The following is a 23306-nucleotide window of genomic DNA, read 5'->3' as shown; positions in this document are numbered from 1 at the left end:
GGGGACGCACAAGAGCCATGGATGACAAAAGAACTGATGTTTATGACGATTCAAAACAAACAGTATGTCCTGAATGTGGTTCTACAGAATTAATTGGTGACTATGAAAGAGCAGAAGTAGTATGTGCTCGCTGTGGGTTAGTCATTGATGAAAATCTTGTTGATATGGGTCCTGAATGGAGAGCATTTGACCACGAACAAAGAGACAAACGTACTAGAGTTGGAGCGCCAATCACTTACACAATTCACGATAAAGGTCTTAGTACAATGATTGACTGGAGAAACAAAGATATCTACGGTCGTGACATTCCTGCAAGAAACAGGGCTCAATGGTATAGGTTAAGGAAATGGCAAAGAAAGATCAGAATTTCCGGAGCTACTGAAAGGAATTTGGCATTTGCTTTAAGTGAACTTGATCGTGATTCCTCAAGGCTTGGACTTCCAAGAAGTGTAAGGGAAGCAGCAAGTGTTGTCTACAGAAGTGCAGTCGACAATAAATTAATCAGAGGAAGAAGTATTGAAGGTGTTGTAGCCGCTTCATTATATGCTGCATGTAGGCGTTGTAACGTACCACGTACCTTAGATGAAATCGCTGAAGTTTCTCGCGTAACCAAAAAAGAAGTTGGAAGAACATACAGGTTTTTAACCCGTGAATTGAATATCAAATTGCCGCCAACTTCTCCAGTAGATTATGTTCCAAGATTTGCATCAGAACTTGGACTTTCTGGTGAAGCACAATCCAAGGCTATTGAAATCATCGAAAAAGCAATGGAAAAAGGATTGACTTCAGGAAGAGGACCTACTGGTGTGGCAGCAGCTGCATTATATATCGCATCAGTTTTACTCGGTGAGAGGAAAACCCAAAGGGATGTGGCTGATATTGCTGGAGTTACTGAAGTGACAATCCGTAACAGGTACAAAGAATTAACTGAACAATTGGAAATGGGCGTAACTTTATAGTTAGCCAGATTAATGAAGTTTTACTTTATTAATCACTCTTTTTTTTATTTTGAGGCTTTACAATGGATAAAAAACTTTCATTCATAATAATCATTGCCGTTATTCTCATTGCTGTTGGAGGATATTTGATTTTCACAAATCCCTCAGGAGGCAGTGCTGAAAATTCAATTGAGGTTCCTTTAAAAACACAGGACTTTAAATTATTTGAAATCGATGTTCCTAATGGTACAGATTTCAAAATTAAAAATGAAGCTGATGGAATGAAATTTTATCAGAATAACGGAAGTTACTCAGGCAATTTTTCAGGAATTATCATTAACAAAGGATTGACTGAAAATTTAATTGGAGACTTCTCATTCAATCTTGCAAATTCCAGTTCAGAACAAATTTATTCATCTGAGTTTAAAAATGAGACTATCTACAAATATGTGTCTAATCATGATGATGATGTTGATGTTATTCTAATCGGTAATGATTTAAATCTTTTAAAAGAGGTTTCAGGCACTATTAAGGTTAAAGATGTTAGCAATCTTTAATTCTAATCTTACCTTTTTGTGTAAAAGAGAATCTATTCTATTTGGAATATTTTTCGATTCTATATATTAGCTCGCGCACTATTCCATCATTGTTTGTCTTTTTAACTTTAGCAAGTCTTTTTTGATATTTTGAAAGCCTTTTTAAAAAGTCATCAACTTTTTTGGCACTTAAATTTTCATGATACTCCCCGTATCCTAATTTTTGAACATAAAATCCGTTTAATGTCTGTTCAAAGTTTCCGATGGCAGGAACGGAGTAAATCGGTTTTTTCAGATGAATTGCTTCTGAAATAAAAGTGAATCCTCCATTGCAAATCACTGCCTTGGATGATGCAAGGTCATCATAAAATTCATCTTCATTGAATTCTTTATAAGTTAAATTATCATCAATTTGATTTTTATTAAATCCGTAGACGATGAATTGTTCATTTTTGAGGGCTTTTAGCCTGCGAACAAGTTTAATGCTTTCTTTGCTTGTTTGATAAACAATAACATGTTTGCCTTCTTTAGGTTCTAGTTTGAGAATATCCTCACGTATGATTGGAGGATAAATGACTGCGTTCTTTCTAGGCTTAATTCTTGGATAGAAAAAACTGGTAAGAATATGCACTTTAGGGTTAATCACATATGTCTTGATTACGCTTTTCGCTTTAAGCATTTCTGCTAAATGAGTTTTAGGGTAATCAATTTTTGTTTGTGTTATCATATGGATATTGTCTAGGCTGATTAATGGAATTCCCCTCATCTTAGCAACCATTGTAGCATATATTTCAAAATCGGTCACCATCACATCGGGCCTTAATTGTCTTGCTTTTTTGTATAGATTTTCATATCCCACCTTAATATTTGTCGGATTTCTTCTTAAGGCATCTGCAAATGTCTTTAGGTCATTTACCTTATTGTTAATGTAGACAGTATTAAATCCTCCGATTTCATAAACATTATCGAATTTTGAATTTAGGTATTCGTATGCTCTATCGCTTGAGAATATGTAAACGTCATACTTGTCCTTAATACGGTCAACAATTACTCCAGTCCTAATTGCATGGCCCATTCCTTCACCGCAAACACAATAGAATACTACCTTTTTCTCTCTTCGGCGACGTATGGATTTTATTTCTGATCTAACCTTGTGAATTTTATTGAGTGATTCGTCATATGTTTCCTTTATGTCATTTATTCTTTCAGTATTTTTTTCAATTCTTGACATCTCGGATGCGGTTATCTTTTCTTTTCCATGATCAAAATTATAGTTCAGCTCACTGGCGTCGGTTCTTTTTCCTAAAAAGTCATTAACAGTGCTTTTTCCATATTGCTTAATTAATGTGGTGAGTCCTTCTTCCTCAAGTCTTCTGGTTGAAACACCAATTTTGGCATTTCTAAGTACTCTGAAAGGCTCTTTTTTAGCTAATCTTTCAATATAATCTGTATCCTCTCCAAATGTTAGTGATTCATCAAATCCTTCACATTCGTCATGCAGCGTTTTTTTAGCAATTATTCCATAACATCCTGCCCCATGGGGCTTGATGTTTTCAACACCAATCATAAAGTAATTTGCAAATTCATGGAAAATTTTATCTTGAATCTTATTGGACATAGGGTTCATTTGACTAATTGCTATTCCAAGCTTTTCCTTTCTGAATTCATATAAAACATTTCTCAGATAATCTTCTGTGAGTTGCAAATCGGAATCCAGGAATAGTAAAATCTCACCTTTAGCAACACTGGCACCGTTGTTTCTACCTACTGCTGGAAGCCCTCCATCAACTACAATACAACCATAATCTTCTGCAATTTCTCTTGTTTTATCAGTTGAATTGGCATCAGCCACTATAACTTCATAGTCATCAAAATCCTGCTTTTTGATGCTTTCCAAGAGAATTGGCAGGTATTCCTCTTCATTATAAGTAGGTATGATAATGCTGAAAATCATATGTTTAAATTTATTTTTGAATATAATAAATTTTTGTAATTTTTTGCTTTTTTTGAATTTTAGATTGATTTTAATTGTTTTCTTGAACAAAATATTTTTCCAAGATTGATGAATTTTAACTTAAAAATCAGATTTTTTGAAAATCCGTTTTTTGTAAAATTAAATAATATTATTATTTTAATTTTAAATATTTCATTTTATTTTTTTGAATTTCATTTTCGCTGAATTTTATGGCAGTATTTTTTGTTTTCCGTTAATATTTGTTAATTACTGTATGAGAATTATTTCCTAGTAAGTCAATATTTTTTACACTTTTGTGATTTATCATGATAAGTAATATTTGTTTTATTTTTTCGGGTTTAAAATTAGTTAATTTGCTTAAAAAGCATTAATTTATTATATTTTTTAATTTGAAGCATTTACAGTTGAAATGCACCTCTCTCTGTCATGCTGTTTTTGCATCATTTTGACTTAACACCATCATTGCAACAATGGTCAGTATGAATCCGCAAAACATTAGTGGTGTTGGGGTTTCTGCATATATTAAAAATCCAAAAATAAGTGCTGCAAAGGGTTCTGCACCGGATAGAAATATTGATGATGTTCCGGAATCCATATAATTTAAGCTAATTGTGGATAATATGTACGGCAGGGCAAATGAAAATGTGGAGTGGAGAATTAGGAATATTATCGTTAGCACGGGGTCAATTGAAATAAAGTTTGATATATCTCCAAAATCACTAAATGGTATCAAAGCCAGTGAAATAAATATTATTGAATAAAACAATATTGTAAATGTATGATTTCCATTTTCAATGGACTTTTTGGAAGCCATCAGATAAATGGCCCAGAACAATCCTGCGCCTATGCCTGAAAGGATTCCAAATAATGGAATATCTCCTATATCAGTTTCCAAAACTCCAGTCATCAGTATGCATCCAAAAATAGCCAAAAACATACATATCAATTTTTTTGGGGTAATATTTTCTCCAAATAAGAAATATGCAATGATTAACACATAAATTGGAGCGATTGACAACAGCACAGCTGCCAGAGAAAGTGAAACGGTATTCATCGAATGATTATAGCATAAGTTAAGCCCTATAATGCACAATGAACATACCAAAAATAGAGGAATGTCCTTTAAATCTATTTTAAAGAGATTCCTATCGGTTGCAAGAATCGCTATCAGCAGAGGAATTATGGCTATTGAAAACCTCAGGAACAGTAATGTTGTAGGGTCAATCCCGTTTTGTGTAAGTGTTCTTACAAATATTCCGCTGGATCCAAACATTATTCCTGCAAGTATCGGTAAAATTAAATATATCTTTTTCATCGCATCATTCCAGATAAGAGTATGCATTCCATGTGACGGTATAATATTCACACGAATTGTTCAGGGGAACTTTCAAATCGTTAATCAGCTTCATTTCGTTATAACTCGGGTCAATATGATATGTGGTTTTGTTTGAAGTGGTGTCATGGTTAATGACCTCTACACTGATGTTTCCCAAATCAATGTTTTCACTTGCATTCACTATATCTACTGTGTAGTAGTCAGGTTCGGCACCTGCAAATGCAATTGTAAATCTTAAGAGTATTACTAAAATCACAAAAAAGTAGATTCCAAATCGATTGAATATATATCTTTTTTCAGAAAATCCCCTGTTTCTATAGGCTGGCTGGATTGCTTCGTTTTCTTCAAGCAAGCTTTCATCCCTTAAAACCTTTCCGACAATATAGTTTAGGTAAAAACCGTTTCTGTAAACCAGGAAAAGTCCTAAAATTCCAACATATGATGGTGTTGCAAACATTCCACCATCTATTATTCCAATAAATAAACAGCTTGAAAAGAATGCCATTAGGAAGTTTGTAAACCATGGGCGCTTTTGCATGGATAAAACGATGGTTGCAAATAATACTGGTAAAAGCAAAACCACTATAAATGCAAAACTTGGAAGGTATTGGTATAGGCCCACGCCGGTGTTTATGCCACTTTGAATAAATGGTCCCATTAACTGGGCTAGAACCGCTCCCAAAATGGACTTTAACAGGTGGGTATGCAGAATGCTTGTGGAGCTCATGCCGTTAGTCATAGAGCAGAAAACTGTGTTGAGTCCAATGCCCATTTGAATTCTAAAAATAACCTCCAACAGAATGCCTAAAGTTAATATAACTGTACCCAAAACTATTGAAATTTTCAGATATTTTGTTGTGTCAATGTTCTTTTTAATTATCTGGGATAATATTAGGAAAAGGCCTAAAAGACCAAAGAATATTATGTCTTTTCCTTTGGATGATCCCATTAGGAATAAATATGTAATCGGCCTTATAATCGGATTGAAAATATCTGTTATAAAGATAGCTCCCGCAAGCAAAATAAATATAATTCCAATTAGTATAGTTTTATTAACTTTCATTAACAATAATTTAATTATTAATACTTTATATAAGTGATGCCATGTTTCCAATAGAATATTTCATAGGATTGATATTGATAGGCATTTGTGCAGGTTTTGCATCAGGTCTTTTAGGTGTTGGTGGAGGATTTCTAATAGTTCCACTTCAATACTTTTTGCTTAAATACATTGGTGTCGAACCTGATTTGGCAATTTTAATTTCATTTGGAACCAGCCTGGCCATTATCATCCCGACATCACTTAGCGGAGCTTACAGGCATACCCGAACAATGGACAATATTATAAAACCCGGAATTCGGCTGGGCATTTTTGGGATAATTGGAGGGGCAATTGGAGGTTTTGTCGCATCAGCCTTGCCTTCAAGAGTCTTGGAAATAATCTTTGGCCTTCTATTGCTGTTCATAACAGTCAACAATATTGTCAACATTAACAAGGAGAGAGAAGATGCCAAAATACCATTTAATCTGATTACATCAGGGATCATTGGCCTTTTGGTAGGTTTCTCTTCAGGTCTTTTGGGAGTTGGCGGAGGAATATTCCTAATAGCTATCTTGACGGCGCTTTTGGGTTTTTCAATGATAGAGGCTATTGGAACATCATCTATTTTTATCAGTCTCACCGCTGTTGGGGGATTCTTGTCCTATATGGTTTCAGGTTGGGGCGTAAGCATATTCCCATATTCCATAGGCTATGTTAGCATTATTAACTTTGTTTTGATTGCTTGTTTTTCAGTTCCAATGGCGTCATTAGGGGCTAAATTTGCCCATAAGGTGCCTCAAAAGAAATTAAAGATAATATTTTCGGTATTGGTATTATACATGGCATTGAAGATGTTAGGAATTCTACCATGAGGTGGTTGTATGAGTGAAGAGCGAAAAATCGGAGAAAATTTTGATGAAAAAACTGCAGGAGATATATTCGATAAATTGAGAAATGTTGAAGGTAAACTGAAACCTAAAAAAGATGGAAAATTCAAAAACATTTCTGACTTGATGAATGAAGCGAACTATCTGAAAGGTTTAGGCAAATATGATGAGGCAATTGAATTATATAAACAGGTCATCTTTACCTTGCCGGATTCTCAAAAGGCCTATGAGGCACTAATTGACACATATCAAAAACAAGGTGATATTGACAGTGAAAAAGATATTTTAAAAAAAGCAATTAGCAATTGCAAGGATAATAAAAATTTTAAAGACAGATTAGATGAAATCAATTAGAAAAATAGGGTTAATCGTCCCATTTTTTTCATTTTCCTTCATCTGCTCATCAATTTCAAATTTGTTTAGCTAGGGCATTAAATCACTAATCTTAGTATAACATCAATGATAAATAGGATTATTGCAAAGTATATTATGAAACGTCCGTGTTTTTGGTATAGTGGTGTTTCCTTTTTGAAAAATACTAAAGCCGCTCTATATAGCAAACCAATTATTGGAGAAATTACAGCAATGATATAACCGATGATAGGTATTGCTATTGTTCCTTCATTTTCCATTTTTTCACCTTATTAATGATTATTTTTCAATTAAATTAATTCCCATTCCTGTTGCGGTTATGTGGATGCTATCTCCGCCCATTCCAATTAATCCATATTGGATATATAAATCAAGAATGCAATTTCCTCCGTCTGCCTTAACCTTATCCGCTAAAGTTAGTAGGCATTCGTCCTTTCCTTCTTTTATGTTATTTAAACGTTTTTTCTCTAGTTCATCATCTTTAAGCGGGATTTTAACTTTATTCTCTATGATGATTTCGCTTTGATAAATGCCGAGAAGTTCATGGCTTCGAGTCATATCTGTGCTTGTTATAAAGAAAAAATTCTGTGAATTCAGTCTCTCATTACTTTTGTTTTCGTCAAAAAAGAGATCATACTCAACGGGCTCTTCAGGCCTTTGAGTTTCCCATCGGATGTTGCTTTTAATTTTTTTCAACAGGACCATAATTTTTTTGCCCAGCCATGAGAAATTAGATACAATGCCGCCAATAACAACTAAAAGAATATAGTTTACAACTGTAGGAAATGCCGCTTGTAAAATCACGAAAATGGACCCAGCAGTTATTAGGTTCATTCCTAAAGTGGGATTTTTTAAAATGAAACTATAAAATGTAGTGTCGATAAAAAGGATAAATGCGCTGATGGCACCTAAATTTCTGCCAATGGTTCTGTTGGCAACTACTGTCTCCGCATATCCTGCACCCAATGGCGCAAAAATCAATCCTAAATTCCATCCAAAGATTGCAATATTAAAATATAGGAAAATTGCATAAACTATAAGCCCCGCTGCGGTACCTATAGCTATGGACAGCAATACCTTCCCAATATATTTTAAGTCTATTTCTTTGCCTATAATTTTCATATTATTCGTATTTTATAGCGGTACCATATGCTGTAACAAGGATTGTATTTCCCATGGTTCCGCCTAAGTTATCATATGAAATTTTAAGGCCGATAATAGCATTTGCACCTAAGCTTTCGGCTTTTTCGGTCATACTTTTAAATGCAATTTCACGAGCCTTTTCTAATTCCTCTTCATATTGTGTGGTTCTTCCGCCCACAACATCACGAACACCTGAAAATATGTCCTTATAAATATTGGAACCAATTAAGGATTCGCCTGTAACTAATCCCTTATATTCAATAATTTCCTTATTTTCTAAAGTATTTGATGATGTTAAAATCATGTTATCCCTATTTTACAAAGGTCAATACTGCCCAGATTATTAAAAATATTGCAATTACTACATACAAGATTAATTGGGATCTTTTTCTTTGTTTTAATCTTGCATCCCAGACTTTTTGACAATCCGGTGAGCATACGAGTTCGTTTAAAGGTATTGGGGTTCCACATATTGGGCAATGTTTATGAGGGTCTACTGCCATTTTATCATCTCCTTATATTTTGAAAAATTCTTTTGTATTCTTATTAACTTGATTTGCAAGCTCTTCTGCATCCATTCCCATGCAAAGGGCAATTGTTTTGAGGATGTGAGGTAAATATTTCGGTTCATTCCTGTTCTTTTTAGGTTTTACATCAAAGTTTTTAGGTATTAAAAATGGAGCATCTGTTTCAATCATTAATTTTTCTGGAGGAATAGCACTTACTGCTTCCTGCAGGTCTCTTCCTCTTTTCATGTCACAAATCCATCCTGTAACGCCAATGAAACAACCTAAATCGACATAGTTTTGGGCTTCCTGTTTGGTCCCTGTAAAACAATGGACAACTGATCTTTCAACCACGCTATCATGTCTTTTTAGGATATCATATAAATCTTTATGAGCCTCTCTTTCATGTAAAAATAATGGCATATCGGTTCTTTCAGCAACTTCAATTTGTGCTTCAAACCATTTTCTCTGCAAGTCCTGTGGTGAAAAGTTTCTATTATAATCAAGACCACATTCTCCAATGGCCACTACACATTCTTTCTTGGCTATTTTTTCAAGCTCGAACATTGTATGTCCATTGCAGGTTTTGGCATCATGAGGATGAACTCCTGAGGTTGAAAATAAAGTTCCAGGATAGTTAGATGCATATTCTGCAGCCATATGGCTTGAATGTACATTGGTTCCTGTAATGATGAACTGTTTCACGCCGGCTTCTTTAGCTTCCTCTATGATTTCAACACGGTCTTTTCTAAAAGATTTGTGCATTAAGTTCAAACCGATATCAATAAGATTGTCCACTGAATCACCTATTCGCTAAGTACTCTTGTACCAATTTTTTCTCCATTTACTGCCTTGATTAGGTTTTCAGGTTCAAATCCGTTGGTAATCACTGTTTCCAGGTTGGATCTTTTAATCATTTGTACGGCGGTAGTGTCAAAGAATTCATAAGTTCCTGCCTTAACGTCTTTTCCGCTTAAAAATTCAAGAAGGTCAGTTGCGGTAATTTCAGGAACTAGCTCTGCGTCATCAAATTTGTTTGGATCTTTGGTATACATTCCATCAACAGATGTTAAGTTTATGAGCTTATCTGCTTGAATGTATTCTGCAAGTATTGCTGAAACTGCATCGGTACTGTGTGCAGGTTCTGTTCCGCCCATAACAATTATTTTTCCGCTGGCTGAGAATTCCAAAGCTTCCTGGAAGTTATGAGGAACTCTTTGATAGGCTGCATCGCCGAGTGCGGAAAGCATTAATTTTGCATTGATTCTTGTCACTTCAATTCCAATATCATCGCATTGTGCCTCTCCAGCACCTAAATCACGAACAACTCCAATATATTCTCTTGCAGGTTTTCCTCCACCTACAACAACAAATAATTCATGTTCAGTTGCTAAATCTTTTAAAATAGCACCATATTCTTGGAATTTTTTACTGTCATATTCTTTGAGTAAAATTGATCCTCCAATTGCAACAACAATTTTCATATATTCACCTTATCTATTATTTATCTATTAGATGTTATTTAAATTTTAATAAGGTTGGGGGGTTTTTTTAAAGTTGTTTAAATGAATGGTAAAAAAATAATTAGAAAATATTTAAAAAAAGAAATTTGAGAGGATTAGAAATCCTCTGTAGTTAAGCCTTTGTATAAAAATCCTGCAATTATTGCACCAACAATTGGAGCTAAAAGGAATACCCAAACTTGTTGTAATGCTTGCCCACCAAGGAAAAGAGCTGGTGCTAAACTACGTGCAGGGTTAACAGAAGTACCTGTTAATGGAATGCCCATGATATGTACGAATGCAAGTGTTAAACCGATTACAATACCTGCGACAGCACTATTTTCAGCTTTTTTAGTAACTCCAAGAACTGTGAATACAAATACAAAGGTTAAAATTATTTCAACTATTATTGCTCCCACAACGTCAAGTCCAACACTTGATGCGGAGCCAAATCCGTTCTGACCAAGGCCTGTTGCTGCATATCCTCCAAGGCTTGGCGCGGAGTTTATAATTGCCACCAATAGGGCAATACCTATTATTGCACCAATACATTGGAATACAATATACATTAATAGGTCTTTAGTATCCATTCTTCCATCAATCCACATACCGATTGAAACGGCAGGGTTGATATGACATCCGGAGATGTCTCCAATAACATAAGCCATAGCTACAATAGACAAACCGAATGCAAGTGCAATGCCCAGTGTGCCTAATATGGATCCCGCTATGGCTGCGCTTCCGCAACCAAATAGAACAAGAACCATTGTTCCTATTAATTCTGCAATATACTTTTTCATAAATTTCCCTCAATTAATCTATCTCTCATGTATTAATATCTTCTTATCCTCTTAAATAATAAATATGCTAAGAAAAGCACGAATAATATTAGTATGAATGGGAATATGTGTAATAATATTGAATCGTTAACTTTATCGAAGTGATATTCGCTTTCAAAGCCCATATGTTTTGCATCAGTATGAGTTTGAGTTATCTTTGCAAAGTTGTATAACAAATCATAGTAACTGATGTGTGCCCCTTCATATTCTATGGAATCCGGCGCTCTTCCATTTTCATCCATGTATTCTCTAACTATTCCTCCCATTTTGAAATAGTCATAAATGGAATATGTGTCTTTTACCATAAATGAAACGCCCATTGGGTTTTCAGGTTCTTCAAAGGATTTTGGAATGTCAAGTCCATTTCCATTCAAATAAGAACTGGTTTGATATAGAAGTTGTGGGCCGGTATAATTGCCATATGTTCCTTTCATTTCTTTATCGTTGCTTTTTATTAATTCTTGACTTGCTTTGGCCATTACAGATGGTTTAATGATATTGTTTTTAATTAATCCATCACTTAAAGTTTTTTCATCTTTGTCATGAGTTTTAATAATGTCTACAATTTCCTGTGCTATCTGTTTGTTCATTTCTTCATCGTATCTGGATATTACACCATCTTCAACATTATTTGGGAACTCTTTAGCTGGTTGAACATAGTAGATTCCTGCATTTTTAAGGAATGTGCCCGGATCTTGCATTCCTGCTAATGTTTCATTTGAATAATTGTCGTCCCATGCTCTTCTTAAGAAATTTGTATGATTATCTAAATCATAATTGCCAATATTAACGAATACTATTTGTTTATCTGAATTTACTGTAGAACTGCCTAACTGCAGATAGTTTCCCGCATCAGATGCCGCTAAATCGACACTTACGTCACTTGTCACTTCTATTGACCGCCATCCTTCTCCTGCTGCGGGAGCCTGATTGTCAACAATAACTTGTAATTCTCCTCCACTTAATTCTTCAATATAACTCTTTAAAGAGTTTAACAGTTTTACGTCACTATCATGGTCAATAATATTGTCTGAAGTTATAAAAACGGTTTTTGCTGCACTGACGTCTTGTATAACTGGAGCCAATATTATCAAGGCCATAATTAGTATTGCTATTTGTCTTTTCATGTCTCTTTACCTTGATATTAGTTATATATTTATATTTACCTTATCAATAAAATATTTTTCCCACTAATATTCATATTGACTTTAAAATATTATTTTTCACCATAAAAACAATTTTGCACGCTTTATATAGTTAGTTTTAAATATTAAACAACTTAATAGGTATTTTGAGGATTTAAAAAGATTATCTTTTATTTTAAGGTGAATATTGATAAGATTTAATAAATTTTGATTTTAATTATGGAATTGAAATTAGCATGAAAATTTGGCATATTATTTGTTTGAAAATAATTTGTGATAGGTGGCTATTTAATAATTGACCTATGATTTAATGTTGGTTTTCAAATTCAATATTTTAAATTATTATTTTTAAGTCCAAACTGAAAAATAAAAAGTTAATTGCTAGTTAATAGCTTTTTGTTAATTAATGGTATTTGTAATCGTCCTCAAGTTAGGTGATTTAAAATGTTAAGAAATAATGGAAAGATGATTATTGGAAGAAATTTCCTGTTTTGTCTATGTGTTATTTGTTTAATGTTTACTGCATTTGGAGTGGCTGTTGAAGATTCATTTGCTGTAGATTTAAACGAAACAGATGGTGAAATTGGATTGGAATCCAATGATATAAATGAACTAGAAAATTCTCAAGAAAATAATGTTTTGGAGGTTGATTCTCAAGATTTTGAAAATGAATTGGGGGCAGTACATACTCCAAGCGGAGATAGTTATTCAAACATACAGGAGAAGGTCAATGCAGCTAGAGATGGAGACACTATTTTATTGAAGGGAAATTATCATTCAAATGGTAATGACCGAATCGTAATCGATAAGAAATTAACGATAACTGCTGACAATATGGCAACACTTGATGGAAAACATTTGTCAACTGCATTTTTTGTTAAGGAAAATGGTGCAGGTACGGTATTCAGGAATTTGAAATTCATAAACGGTGAAGGAAACATCGGATCTGCAGTAATCATACATTCAAAAAATGTCCATATAGAAAATTGTATTTTTGAAGACAATCATGCAAACCATGGAGGTGCGGTCAACGGTAGATACGATTTGGATATCGCTTCTGGCGTTATTGTTGATAACTGTCAATTTAGAAGAAATACATGTTATTATCAGGATTTGGAACAACAATCTTCAGCTGCTGCGCTTGCATTGTATAGTCGGGACACTGAAGTTAGAAATTGTATTTTTGAGGATAATTGGGTTAAATCAAAAATAGAGTCATATGGTGGAGCTATTCAGGTCGGTTTGGATGAACCAGGATCAAATGCAAAGGTGATAAATTGTATTTTTAAGAATAATAGTGCAATAAGTACTGAAAGATCTTCTCATGGGGGTGCAGGCTGTGTTAGAGATGGTACCGTTTATACAAAATGTATTTTCATAGATAACTTAGCAGATGAGGGAGGAGCATTGACATTTCATGCATCAGGTGAAATAAATAATTGTACCTTTATAGATAATTCCGCAAACATTTATGGTGGTGCACTTTCAACTGGTTGGATGTATGATTATATGGAATTAACTGTTAATAACTGTAATTTTGATGGAAATGAAGCTCCAAACGGCGGTGCTATCCAGGCAAACGGTTTGAATATTATAATTCAGGATTCAAACTTCAAAAACAATAAAGTAACTGAAAACGGAGGTGCCATTTATGTGAGAGCAGAAGACGTCAGCATTAAGAATTCCATTTTTAATTCAAATAATGCGAATGTGGATGGTGGAGCAGTTTATATTGAGGGTAAAAATACTTTAATTGAGGATTCATCATTCACCGCTAATGAGGCAATCCCTGATGTAACCAAAACTAATGACGGATTGGGAGGTGCCATTTATGTGGACAGTTCACAGGCATTAATTAAAAACAATTCATTCAAGTTCAATACCGCAAGGAACGGAAGTGCGATTTATTATGATGAATCAGGTGAAAAACTCACATTGGAAAATAACGAGTTGTTCCAGAATCAGGCGTGGGTTTATCAATTACCGATTTATGCCGAAGATATTTATTATGGCGATTGCGAACAGGTAAAAGTAGTCCTCTTCGGAGGAAATAACATCGCCGATTTTGACAATTTGGCGGTTTCCAATGCAATATATAATGCCGCTGATAATGTCAATATTGTAATTGACGGTGAATATCCATTATATGGTGCTACAAATACTGGTGAATTATATCAGGATGGCCGTGAGTATAACATCAATGTATTGCTGTCCATTCAGCATGAGGATGGAACTGTAGTTTATAATGAAAGTGGACGTACAAACTATTTGGGAGAAATTGTTGTGGATTTGGAAAATTTAAAACCTGGAAGATATTATGTTTCAGCAAAACATTTCGAGGATACCTATTACAAGCCTATTTCAAATGCAACAACTTTCCTGGTCAGTCCGAAAGTTGACAATGAAGTTAGAAAATCAGTTTCTAAAAGTGTTGCCAATTTTGAGGATGTGGTTACTTGGACTATAACTATTACAAATCATGGTCCAAATGATTCGACAGATGTTAAATTGACTGATGTTTTGCCCGAAGGTTTGATTTTGATAAACACTACTGCCAATGGCAGATATGATCGTGAAACTGGAGTGCTAACAGTCGGCAATTTGAAGGTTAATGAAACATTCACATTTAAGATGATTACAGTCATCAATAAGACTGGAAATATTGTCAATAAAGTGAATGTGACTGCCTATGAATTCGATACAGACATTGAAAATAATCATGATGAAATTAATCTTTTTGTAAGTCCTGCAAGTGATTTGGCAGTGGATAAAAGCGTTTCGAATTCCACCCCTAATTATAAGGACCAAATCACATGGACAATACAGATATCTAACAATGGTCCGGATACTGCTCATGACGTGGTCATGTTTGATGTGCTTCCTAAATCACTGATTTATGTGGATTGCGATGGAGATTATTCATCCAGTTCAGGAATTTGGAATGTTGGAACCTTGCAGAAGGGTCAAAAGGCAACTCTAAATATTCGTTGCATTGTAAATGGCACAGGTTTGATTGAAAACTTTGCATCAGTTAATTCATCTGAGTTTGATTATGATGAAACAAACAATAATGACAGTGAAAGGATACTTGTTAATCCTTCAAGCGATTTGGCTATTGTTAAAACGGTGAATGCAAGTAATGTAAACTATAATGATTTGGTAAAATGGATTTTGACAATTTCAAACAATGGTCCGGATATTGCAAAAAATGTTAGGGTTGAGGATTTGCTGCCTGAAGGCTTTTCATATGTGGATTCTGTTTTATCCAAAGGAATTTACAGTGATGATTTATTTGGCATTGAATCCATTGAAGTCGGCGAAACAGTAACAATTGAAATAGTCACACTGGTTGAAAATACTGGGAAATTTATAAATTATGCAAATGTCACCTCTGATAATCATGACCCTGATTTGACAAATAATGAGGATGAAGAGGGAATTTTTGTCAATCCTGCATCCGATTTGTCAGTTACAAAATCTGTCAGCGATTCAAATCCTAAATTTAATGACATTGTAACATGGACAGTTGAAGTTGTCAACAATGGTCCTGACGTGGCACATAATGTCATCATCAGTGATCTGCTTCCGGATTCCCTGATTTGGATTGGAGATGACAGTTTAGGAGATTATAATCCAATTACAGGAATATTGTTCATTGATGAATTGGATGTTGAGGAATCATTTGAGTTAAACATCGAATGCCGTGTCAATGCAACCGGTCTGATTCAGAATAATGTTTCCGTTAATGCCAGTGAATATGATTACAATCTGACTAACAATGTTGACAATGAAACAATTGATGTTGAAAAGGCTGCCGACGTATCCGTAATTAAATCGGTCGACAATCATTCTCCAAACTACAAGGATATGGTTAGATGGTCATTGGTCATTTCAAATAAGGGTCCTGGTAAGGCAACTGATGTCTATGTGGAAGACAGATTGCCTGAAGGACTGATTTTGATAAATTACACTGCCACTAAAGGAATCTATGACAACGGTGTTTGGGTAATGTGCTGCTTAGAGAATGGTGAATCAGAAACACTTGAAATAATCTGCAGAGTCAACAGAACAGGTAAAATTATGAATTTGGCAACAATCCATGCCAATGAATATGATTGTGATGAAAGCAACAATGCAGACAATGAAAGCATTGATGTTCCGTTGGCGGTTGATTTGCAGGTATTGATGGAAGTTAACAATAATAATCCACAATTCGGTGAGGAGGTTATCTGGAAAATTAGCGTGAAGAATAACGGTCCGGATAATGCAACAGGAGTAACTTTGGATGATATCTTGCCTAGGGGATTGGTATTTACAGGATATGAATCAAGTACTGGAATTTATGAGGATGGCATTTGGGATATTGGTTCATTGAATGTGGATGATGTGGTTTATCTTAATATAACTACAATTTCCGATGAGCTGGGTGAAATAACTAATGATGCTAAAGTAAACTCTAGGGAATATGACTGGAATATGGACAATAACTATGCAGATGACTTTATTGATGTCATGCCTATTGCAGACGTATCCATTGAAAAATTTGTTGACAATGATTATCCAAAATATGGCGAAACCGTTAAATGGAAATTAGTTGTATCAAACAATGGTCCGAATGTGGCACACAATTTGGTTGTCAGGGACATTCTCCCAAAAGGATTGCAGTTTATCAAATCAAATGCGGATTACTCAAACAACAGCTGGAGAATTGGAAGTTTGGATGTTGCGGAGATTAAATCAATTGAAATAATCTGCAGGGTTATATCAACCGGTAATTTCAACAACCGTGCTGAGGTTTGGGCGGATGAATTGGATCTTGATGAATCTAACAACCATGCACACAGGTCAATTCATGTCAATCCCGCTAGCGATTTATCAATAACCAAATCGGTTTCTAAAAAACATTACCGTGTTGGTGATGTGATTGAATATGTTATTGAAGTGTTTAACAATGGTCCTGATACTGCACAAAATGTTAAAGTAAGTGAAATATTGGATGATTTATTAAAATTAAAATCATTTAAGGTTACACAAGGTAAATTCAATAAATTTACTAATGTTTGGACAATAAACCGTCTTGGTAATGGTCAATCAGCAAAATTGGTTATTAAGGTTGTTGCAATTGGTGAAGGAATTATCAAAAACACCGTTAGAGTGACCAGCGATACATTTGACTATGATAATTCCAATAATATGGATTCTGCAATCGTCAATGTAACAGAAGAGCCTTCACATAATCAGGATAATCCTAATCTTCAGGATGATTCAAATGAGGTTTTACAAAGCAATCTTGAAATCCATCCTACTGCCAATCCGATTGTGATGTTGATGCTTTGTCTGATATTTCCACTAATATTTTGGGGAAACGGTATTTCAAAGAAAAATTAATTTAAAGTAGCAATTTTGCTACTATTTTTATTTTTTTTAAAACGATTTTTCAAAATTTTTCAAGTATCAAAATTATTAATTTCACGATTAATTATTTTATAAGTTGGTGAAAAAAACACCCAAATAATCGTCCATTTCTTTAAAATAATCAAAACCTTTATATAAAACTTCCAATAAATATTTATTTAGATATTGATGTAATTATAATTTTTTTGAAAAGTTCGTAATTAACTCAATATTTTTAATTAATCAAAAGAGGTGTAATTATGGCTGAAGAAGAAAATTTTGATGAAACTGAAGCAGTTCTCGAAGAAGATATTGATGAAAAATTACCTTTCGCTAAAGCTGAAGTTGTACGTTTGATGAAAGAAAACCTTGATGATGACAAGATGATTCGTGAAAGGGTAAAAGTGGAAATGAACATCTTCCTCGGTGAAGTGTTAAAAAACGTATGTAAACAATTGAATGAGTATCCATACACTACAATTGAATACGAAATGCTTAAAGAATCAATTTATCCATACACCAACATCGAAAGAATCAATCAAGAAAAAGAAAGAATTTTATTACATTTAGAAGCTATTAAAGCAGATTGTAATGCATTAGCTATGGATGTTCAAAGAACATTAAAATTAAAAGATGTAGCTGAAGAAGACAGCTTCGTTAATTTTTCAATAAATGATGAAGAAGATGAAGAAGAATAAACTTCTTCTTTTTAATTTTCTTCAATATGACTAAAACCTGTTTTTAAATCATGCAATTCCTCATCGGGAATTTCTAAAATTTCGACATTTTCACTGACAATATTGCTTTGTCCGAATGGATCAAGTATGATTAGTGTAGCTGTGCCGTTTCCTTTTTTAAGCTCTTGAATTTTATTTAATGTATTTTTTGCGTTTTTTTGAGATTCCTCATTATCAAACAGCATCAGAGCTTTTTTAACAGCACTTTCAAAACGGGTGAGTACACCTTCCACATTGGTTACGTATCCTTCTGATTTTGGGCCAGGTTCCACTTTCACGCCGATTTCTGGAATAATGACGGTAGCGGATTGTGATCTGACAACCCTAATGGATAAGTTATTCTTATTTATTTCAAGAACATATTTTGCAGGGTCATTCTGTTCTAATGCAATAATGTCTGAGTGTTTAAATCCGCATGATGGGCATTGGATGGTTGTTTCCATTACATTGCCAAAATGAGGTATTTCTATTTCCTTCATTATTGATTTTGCAACGCCTTCAACTCCACATGCAGGACATTTGATTATCATTTCATTAATACTTTCATCATTCATTTAACACATATCCTTTTTCGTTTAATTCTTTAACTATTTTATCTAACTTCTCTTGATTGGAAGCGCAAATCACTGTACTTCTATATTCAGATAACTTATACAATTCATTCAGGTATTCTTTTTTGCTTTTGTCTTCCTTTATATTTTTTATGAATTTGTTTGCGGATTCGATATCTGAAACAGTAACATTTCTGACTAAAGGCTCTTTGAATCCTTTAATGTCATAGGTAATTTTTTCAATGCTTCCATTATTCTGATTTATGATGATGTCTATGACATCTTCCAGCTCATCTACACTATTTATCAGGTTTACTGTGGTGCAGGATTTATTTATTACAGACAATATCCTTTCTAAGGTTTTGTCAATTGACTCTGTATTGATTATGTTGACATCATGCTCCTTGGCCTGTCTTAATAGGTGATCATGAATAATTCTATTTTCTCTAAAGAAATCTAGTTGTTTTCCTCCCCGGTGTATTTGAACGGCTCTTTTGACAAACCTTTCCTTGTGGGATTCCTCATCTGAACTCAGGACGAAAAAATAAATGTTTGCATACTCTTTAAACTGCTCAATGTCAATCAGTCCCGGAACCAGGTGAACTCCTTCAATTATGATGTCATCAAAATCGGTAATTGCCCTTTGAATGACTTTTTCCAGTGCAGGAATCACATAGGATGCATGGTCATCAAAACCCGCTGCCACCAGGTCATCATAGCTTGTGTATCTGCTTTTATTTCTAATGCTTTTATATGCATCATAGGATGAACTGTGTAGTGCTGGCGCATATTCTTTACCAATTATCCCCCTAACCACTGCTCTTATGAAATCACTTTCGATTAAATGCTTGATATTCAATGATCTTGCAAGTTCTGCTGCAATAGTGGACTTTCCAATCCCTGATGCACTTCCAATTAATATAACATAAGGCTTTCTCATGTTAGTGTTCTCCTAAAAAGTTTTTAATAATTAATATAATATATGTAATTTTCACTTAAAAAACATTATACTTTATTAATGAAAAAAATTATAATTAATAGTAATAACATTTTTTTAAAAAATTTATCAAAAATTATGATAATAAATTGAATTATTAGTTATAAGTTATAAATTATAGGTAGGGGTGAAGTTTTTGTATTCAGTAAAATCAGTAAAGGATATTCAAGATTTAAATCCATTCATTGTCGTTGGTTGTGGAGGTGGAGGAGAAAAATTCTCCAATCTCGAAGGTATTGAAACCGTGGGATATATTGATGACAATGTTAAAAAGCAAGGAAAACAGTTTTGTGGGAAAATCGTATCAGGTAGTTTGGAAGAATGTTTAAAAGGAGCTCCTGATGCAAAATCACTTGTTATAATGCTTCCAATTGGTGCTGAAGGTGCAGCATTGAAATATGCCGTTCAGGCAATTGATGCAGGATTAAATGTGATTACTTCATTTAGATCATTGTCCATTGCTGAGAATTTATCATTAAAGAGATTTGCTGATTCAAAGAACCTTGTTATCAAAGAAATAGGTCCTAGACTTGATGTTGTCGAAAAAATTGCCGGCATTGCCCCTAAAAAATCATGTGAAGTTTTACCTAAGATATCTTACACTCCTAAAGCGCCGGTTATTTTTGTTGGAGGAACATCACAGGAATGTGGAAAAAGGACAACTACCAAAATGCTTGGTATAGCAAGTAAAGAAAGAGGATTGAACCCTGCAATTATTTCCACTGATGAAATGGGATTAGAAGAACCTACTGATTTTAACTTTAGAGCAGGAAGTTTATCTGCCATGGATGTGCCATCAGCAGTATTGTCTTCCATAAAGTATGTTGAAGAAACTAAACAACCAGATATTATTTTTATTGAAGGCCAATCCAGTTTGACTGAAAATGGAAATCCTCATCCAAGAGGTTTGTCAGCAGCAATTTTAATTGGAGCTGCTCCGGATGCGGTTATTGTTGGACATAGGCCAAATCACCCGTACAGGGAACCAAAAGGAATTGAAGAGGAAATTAAAGCTATTGAAGCGGTAGAGCCAACAAAAGTTGTTGGACTATCAATCAATCTTAAGAACGCCAGTCTGGATATGTGTCCTGAATACTTTGAGGATACATACAATTTGCCTGCGGAAGATGTTTACAATAATGGGGCTTCTAAATTATTAGATGCTATATTTGAATATTTAGAGGAGTAATTTAAATGAGTTTTACAGATGATTTAAAAAGAAGTTTAGGATTTGAAGAAACAGATTCAAGTAGCAAATGGAAAGATGAGGTTTCAAACATTTTTGATTCTGTCCGTGATGCAATTAAACCTAAAGAAAATCATAATGCTCCGCAAGGACGTCCTCAACAACAATATAGGCCAACCCCTAAAGTGCCACAGGACCCTACTGCTCCTCATCCAAGACCTACTCCTGTCTATGATGATTATGATGATTTTGTGATTGTTCCGGAACAGTCCTATTATGAAATCGTTTTAATCAGGCCTAAATCAATCGATGACATTAACTATATTGTTGATCAGGTTCTTGAAGAGAAAAATCCGGTCATTGTTGATCTGTCATTTTTAGAAAGGGAAAGTTCTCCTAACTTTAAATTGGCTAGAGATAAGATTAATCAAATGAGATTAAAATACGGCGCTCAAGTGCTATTGCTTGCACGCAGCGAAGATAAGAATTTAATCATTATATCTCCTAAGAAAGTTAAAGTGCTTAATAAAGGATAAGTAGAGGAATCTCTACTTCTCAACTATTTTTTAAAAACACTACATATTTGATTAGCACATAAACCACCAAAACCGTTGCTGTCACTGTTTCAAAAATCAGAATGTCATTTAGCAGTATATTTGAACTTATTTTTCCAATTATTCCTTTTGTTGCAAGCGCACTTATCACGAATGGAAACGTGAATGCTGAAAAGCTTGGATAGAACTCTAAGTTTCTATAGCTAATGAGCTTATAGAATGAGAATATGTAGAATAGGCAGGCTATTGCATACAGGGCTAAAACAAATTCATTTGAAATGTGCTGGGCGGAATTAAGGTATCCGAAAATCAATATGCTGAACAATGCAGTGAATATGCATGTCAATGGTTTGTTAGGGTCGGGAATTTGCTTATAGATGAATTCTTTGTACATCACAAGGGGGAGGGTAGCCAGCATGCCAATAAAACCGATAATGAAGAACAGGAAGTCTATTTCATGAATTCCGTGATAGTGTGCAGTGATTGCACCCATGGTTATTCCAACATAGACTATCCAGTAGCTTGGGTAGACTGTCGAAATATCAAATTTACATATGACGAAATGATATGTAAAGTAAATAACTAGTAGAATATGGAGGGCAATTCCAATAATCCAAATGGCATATGCAATACTTGGCATAAATGGTATGATATATGTAGATAAAATCATTAAACTCATCGAAAAGGTACCTGAACTGCTGACAATGACAGGATTTTTGAAGTCCTCCCTGATGCTTTGGGGGTACAGGACGATTTTCAATATCATTAAGATTAAAATAATGGCACCTATTGTTCCGAATGCATATCTTAAATAGGGATGGATGTCCTGAAGCAGATTGCCTAGGGATAGCGTTGCAAGAATCAGTCCTGAAATTGGAATGGGGAGTTTTTTAATGATGTTCATTATATCTTAAAGAATTCTTTTGCATTTTTGCTTGAAACTTTTTCGATTTCACTTTTTTTATAGCCCTGTCTTTCAAGTTCGCGAACGGTTTTCGGAACTGAAAGAGGATCTGACGGTTTGTTGCTTATGTCGCTGTTCAACAGGAATCTGTCAAAACCGTATTCTTCTAAAATGGAAATTGCATCAAATTTATCCATCTTTTGAGGCTGCACAGTCAGACCCAACATGCAGCTGCTGTCGATAACATCGCCAATGACCTGCGGGTTTATGTGGTCAATTACGGCTTGGCTTTCATCAAGGTGTTGTGGGATAATGTCTAAAATTACTTTCAGCACTTCAGATTTGTTTTTTCTTGGTGTATGGACAATTACCTTTGATTTGGTTTCATCTGCGATATCCAACTGTCTTTTAAAGATGTCAATTTCGCTATCCGTCAAATCCTCAAGGCCTATCTCTCCAATGGCTATAATTTGTTTTGCTTCAATCCATTCGTATAAACTTTCAAAGATTGTTTCAGGATTGACATTGGAATTGGTGGGATGGATTCCCAATGCAACTTTCAAATCAAGTCCGTATTCTGAAGCCCTTTTTGTATCCAATTCAAGAATTCTGTTTAAATGGTTTAATAGTACAATGTCTTGTGGTATCTTATATGGGTAATAACTGCATGTTATTCCACAGTCGATTCCGGCCAAATACATTTCTCTAAAATCTTCTCCACTTCTTGCATCAGCATGCATGTGTGTATCTATCATTTTCATC

Annotated in this window: 23 protein-coding genes; 8 read left to right on the top strand and 15 right to left on the bottom strand. The window is 34.4% G+C overall.

Going from position 1 to position 23306, the window contains the following annotated elements:
* Positions 1–17: 17 nt before the first annotated feature.
* Together ACJMML_RS10445 and ACJMML_RS10440 are read left to right on the top strand one after the other, a co-directional pair.
* Entirely contained in the window at positions 18–959 is a 942-nt protein-coding gene (locus ACJMML_RS10445) for a transcription initiation factor IIB (protein ID WP_303738885.1), read from the top strand.
* Positions 960–1021: 62 nt separating this feature from the next.
* A complete protein-coding gene (locus ACJMML_RS10440; protein WP_405307265.1) occupies positions 1022–1495 on the top strand; it encodes a hypothetical protein in 474 nt (157 codons plus the stop codon).
* A 37-nt stretch (positions 1496–1532) separates the two neighbouring features.
* Here ACJMML_RS10440 and ACJMML_RS10435 read toward each other — a convergent pair whose 3' ends face one another.
* The 3 genes from ACJMML_RS10435 to ACJMML_RS10425 form a co-directional block, all read right to left on the bottom strand.
* Positions 1533–3428, bottom strand: coding sequence for an MJ1255/VC2487 family glycosyltransferase (locus tag ACJMML_RS10435; protein WP_405307263.1), 1896 nt, complete (start codon positions 3426–3428; stop codon positions 1533–1535).
* 445 nt (positions 3429–3873) lie between these two features.
* Entirely contained in the window at positions 3874–4764 is an 891-nt protein-coding gene (locus tag ACJMML_RS10430) for a DMT family transporter (protein ID WP_405307261.1), read from the bottom strand.
* A 4-nt stretch (positions 4765–4768) separates the two neighbouring features.
* Positions 4769–5848 carry a hypothetical protein gene (locus ACJMML_RS10425; RefSeq protein WP_405307260.1) on the bottom strand — a complete coding sequence of 360 codons (1080 nt, stop codon included), beginning with the start codon at positions 5846–5848 and terminating at the stop codon, positions 4769–4771.
* 41 nt (positions 5849–5889) lie between these two features.
* Between ACJMML_RS10425 and ACJMML_RS10420 the strand changes: the two genes are divergently transcribed.
* Together ACJMML_RS10420 and ACJMML_RS10415 are read left to right on the top strand one after the other, a co-directional pair.
* A complete protein-coding gene (locus tag ACJMML_RS10420) occupies positions 5890–6699 on the top strand; it encodes a sulfite exporter TauE/SafE family protein (RefSeq protein ID WP_405307258.1) in 810 nt (269 codons plus the stop codon).
* Positions 6700–6708: 9 nt separating this feature from the next.
* Positions 6709–7068 (top strand): tetratricopeptide repeat protein, encoded by a 360-nt coding sequence (locus ACJMML_RS10415; protein ID WP_405307257.1) that lies wholly within the window; start codon positions 6709–6711, stop codon positions 7066–7068.
* A 77-nt stretch (positions 7069–7145) separates the two neighbouring features.
* Here ACJMML_RS10415 and ACJMML_RS10410 read toward each other — a convergent pair whose 3' ends face one another.
* From ACJMML_RS10410 to ACJMML_RS10375, 8 genes are all read right to left on the bottom strand, one after another.
* Positions 7146–7346, bottom strand: coding sequence for a hypothetical protein (locus tag ACJMML_RS10410; RefSeq protein ID WP_405307254.1), 201 nt, complete (start codon positions 7344–7346; stop codon positions 7146–7148).
* 19 nt (positions 7347–7365) lie between these two features.
* Positions 7366–8208, bottom strand: a complete 843-nt coding sequence (locus ACJMML_RS10405; protein ID WP_405307253.1) for a hypothetical protein — start codon at positions 8206–8208, stop codon at positions 7366–7368.
* A gap of 1 nt (position 8209) precedes the next feature.
* Positions 8210–8533, bottom strand: coding sequence for a YbjQ family protein (locus ACJMML_RS10400; protein WP_405307251.1), 324 nt, complete (start codon positions 8531–8533; stop codon positions 8210–8212).
* A gap of 7 nt (positions 8534–8540) precedes the next feature.
* Positions 8541–8732, bottom strand: coding sequence for a DUF2116 family Zn-ribbon domain-containing protein (locus tag ACJMML_RS10395; RefSeq protein ID WP_405307250.1), 192 nt, complete (start codon positions 8730–8732; stop codon positions 8541–8543).
* 12 nt (positions 8733–8744) lie between these two features.
* Positions 8745–9533, bottom strand: a complete 789-nt coding sequence (locus ACJMML_RS10390; protein ID WP_405307249.1) for a TatD family hydrolase — start codon at positions 9531–9533, stop codon at positions 8745–8747.
* Positions 9534–9541: 8 nt separating this feature from the next.
* Positions 9542–10219, bottom strand: a complete 678-nt coding sequence (pyrH, locus tag ACJMML_RS10385; protein WP_405307247.1) for a UMP kinase — start codon at positions 10217–10219, stop codon at positions 9542–9544.
* Between the two features lie 134 nt (positions 10220–10353).
* Positions 10354–11037 carry an MIP family channel protein gene (locus tag ACJMML_RS10380; RefSeq protein ID WP_405307246.1) on the bottom strand — a complete coding sequence of 228 codons (684 nt, stop codon included), beginning with the start codon at positions 11035–11037 and terminating at the stop codon, positions 10354–10356.
* A gap of 32 nt (positions 11038–11069) precedes the next feature.
* The gene (locus tag ACJMML_RS10375; protein ID WP_405307244.1) at positions 11070–12203 is read right to left on the bottom strand and encodes an adhesin; all 1134 of its coding nucleotides are present in this window, start codon (positions 12201–12203) and stop codon (positions 11070–11072) included.
* A gap of 462 nt (positions 12204–12665) precedes the next feature.
* Between ACJMML_RS10375 and ACJMML_RS10370 the strand changes: the two genes are divergently transcribed.
* Positions 12666–17609, top strand: a complete 4944-nt coding sequence (locus ACJMML_RS10370; RefSeq protein ID WP_405307242.1) for a hypothetical protein — start codon at positions 12666–12668, stop codon at positions 17607–17609.
* A gap of 266 nt (positions 17610–17875) precedes the next feature.
* Positions 17876–18313, top strand: a complete 438-nt coding sequence (locus tag ACJMML_RS10365; RefSeq protein ID WP_405307241.1) for a hypothetical protein — start codon at positions 17876–17878, stop codon at positions 18311–18313.
* An 11-nt stretch (positions 18314–18324) separates the two neighbouring features.
* On the opposite strand, the gene ACJMML_RS10360 is transcribed toward ACJMML_RS10365, so the two are convergent.
* Complete coding sequence (locus ACJMML_RS10360) at positions 18325–18906, bottom strand: ZPR1 zinc finger domain-containing protein (protein ID WP_405307240.1); 582 nt, start codon at positions 18904–18906, stop codon at positions 18325–18327.
* Positions 18899–19843 (bottom strand): 3H domain-containing protein, encoded by a 945-nt coding sequence (locus ACJMML_RS10355; protein ID WP_405307239.1) that lies wholly within the window; start codon positions 19841–19843, stop codon positions 18899–18901. Before ACJMML_RS10355 ends, ACJMML_RS10360 begins: the two co-directional genes overlap by 8 nt.
* 193 nt (positions 19844–20036) lie before the next feature.
* Here ACJMML_RS10355 and ACJMML_RS10350 point away from each other — a divergent pair, with 193 nt between their 5' ends.
* Together ACJMML_RS10350 and sepF are read left to right on the top strand one after the other, a co-directional pair.
* Positions 20037–21089 (top strand): DUF1611 domain-containing protein, encoded by a 1053-nt coding sequence (locus ACJMML_RS10350; protein WP_405307238.1) that lies wholly within the window; start codon positions 20037–20039, stop codon positions 21087–21089.
* Positions 21090–21094: 5 nt separating this feature from the next.
* Positions 21095–21622, top strand: a complete 528-nt coding sequence (gene sepF / locus ACJMML_RS10345; protein ID WP_405307237.1) for a cell division protein SepF — start codon at positions 21095–21097, stop codon at positions 21620–21622.
* 19 nt (positions 21623–21641) lie between these two features.
* Here sepF and ACJMML_RS10340 read toward each other — a convergent pair whose 3' ends face one another.
* Both ACJMML_RS10340 and ACJMML_RS10335 read right to left on the bottom strand, forming a co-directional pair.
* The gene (locus ACJMML_RS10340; protein ID WP_405307236.1) at positions 21642–22544 is read right to left on the bottom strand and encodes a TDT family transporter; all 903 of its coding nucleotides are present in this window, start codon (positions 22542–22544) and stop codon (positions 21642–21644) included.
* Positions 22544–23299 (bottom strand): TatD family hydrolase, encoded by a 756-nt coding sequence (locus tag ACJMML_RS10335; RefSeq protein ID WP_405307235.1) that lies wholly within the window; start codon positions 23297–23299, stop codon positions 22544–22546. The genes ACJMML_RS10340 and ACJMML_RS10335 overlap by 1 nt, the downstream gene beginning before the upstream one ends.
* Positions 23300–23306 lie beyond the last annotated feature (7 nt).

The sequence above is a fragment of the Methanobrevibacter sp. genome (assembly GCF_045130115.1).
Classification (GTDB): domain Archaea; phylum Methanobacteriota; class Methanobacteria; order Methanobacteriales; family Methanobacteriaceae; genus Methanocatella.
The sequence above is the reverse complement of the archived record's forward strand: the minus strand, read 5'-3'. Positions and strand labels throughout refer to the sequence as shown.

What these genes read in the sequence shown, in the direction of transcription:
- ACJMML_RS10440 (WP_405307265.1), top strand. Translation starts at nt 1,022, where the DNA reads ATGGATAAAAAACTTTCATTCATAATAATCATTGCCGTTATTCTCATT.
- ACJMML_RS10370 (WP_405307242.1), top strand. Translation starts at nt 12,666, where the DNA reads ATGTTAAGAAATAATGGAAAGATGATTATTGGAAGAAATTTCCTGTTT.
- sepF (WP_405307237.1), top strand. Translation starts at nt 21,095, where the DNA reads ATGAGTTTTACAGATGATTTAAAAAGAAGTTTAGGATTTGAAGAAACA.
- ACJMML_RS10355 (WP_405307239.1), bottom strand. Translation starts at nt 19,843, where the DNA reads ATGAGAAAGCCTTATGTTATATTAATTGGAAGTGCATCAGGGATTGGA.
- ACJMML_RS10410 (WP_405307254.1), bottom strand. Translation starts at nt 7,346, where the DNA reads ATGGAAAATGAAGGAACAATAGCAATACCTATCATCGGTTATATCATT.
- ACJMML_RS10380 (WP_405307246.1), bottom strand. Translation starts at nt 11,037, where the DNA reads ATGAAAAAGTATATTGCAGAATTAATAGGAACAATGGTTCTTGTTCTA.
- pyrH (WP_405307247.1), bottom strand. Translation starts at nt 10,219, where the DNA reads ATGAAAATTGTTGTTGCAATTGGAGGATCAATTTTACTCAAAGAATAT.
- ACJMML_RS10375 (WP_405307244.1), bottom strand. Translation starts at nt 12,203, where the DNA reads ATGAAAAGACAAATAGCAATACTAATTATGGCCTTGATAATATTGGCT.
- ACJMML_RS10420 (WP_405307258.1), top strand. Translation starts at nt 5,890, where the DNA reads ATGTTTCCAATAGAATATTTCATAGGATTGATATTGATAGGCATTTGT.
- ACJMML_RS10425 (WP_405307260.1), bottom strand. Translation starts at nt 5,848, where the DNA reads ATGAAAGTTAATAAAACTATACTAATTGGAATTATATTTATTTTGCTT.
- ACJMML_RS10415 (WP_405307257.1), top strand. Translation starts at nt 6,709, where the DNA reads ATGAGTGAAGAGCGAAAAATCGGAGAAAATTTTGATGAAAAAACTGCA.
- ACJMML_RS10400 (WP_405307251.1), bottom strand. Translation starts at nt 8,533, where the DNA reads ATGATTTTAACATCATCAAATACTTTAGAAAATAAGGAAATTATTGAA.
- ACJMML_RS10335 (WP_405307235.1), bottom strand. Translation starts at nt 23,299, where the DNA reads ATGATAGATACACACATGCATGCTGATGCAAGAAGTGGAGAAGATTTT.
- ACJMML_RS10360 (WP_405307240.1), bottom strand. Translation starts at nt 18,906, where the DNA reads ATGAATGATGAAAGTATTAATGAAATGATAATCAAATGTCCTGCATGT.
- ACJMML_RS10430 (WP_405307261.1), bottom strand. Translation starts at nt 4,764, where the DNA reads ATGAAAAAGATATATTTAATTTTACCGATACTTGCAGGAATAATGTTT.
- ACJMML_RS10365 (WP_405307241.1), top strand. Translation starts at nt 17,876, where the DNA reads ATGGCTGAAGAAGAAAATTTTGATGAAACTGAAGCAGTTCTCGAAGAA.
- ACJMML_RS10405 (WP_405307253.1), bottom strand. Translation starts at nt 8,208, where the DNA reads ATGAAAATTATAGGCAAAGAAATAGACTTAAAATATATTGGGAAGGTA.
- ACJMML_RS10395 (WP_405307250.1), bottom strand. Translation starts at nt 8,732, where the DNA reads ATGGCAGTAGACCCTCATAAACATTGCCCAATATGTGGAACCCCAATA.
- ACJMML_RS10435 (WP_405307263.1), bottom strand. Translation starts at nt 3,428, where the DNA reads ATGATTTTCAGCATTATCATACCTACTTATAATGAAGAGGAATACCTG.
- ACJMML_RS10340 (WP_405307236.1), bottom strand. Translation starts at nt 22,544, where the DNA reads ATGAACATCATTAAAAAACTCCCCATTCCAATTTCAGGACTGATTCTT.
- ACJMML_RS10445 (WP_303738885.1), top strand. Translation starts at nt 18, where the DNA reads ATGGATGACAAAAGAACTGATGTTTATGACGATTCAAAACAAACAGTA.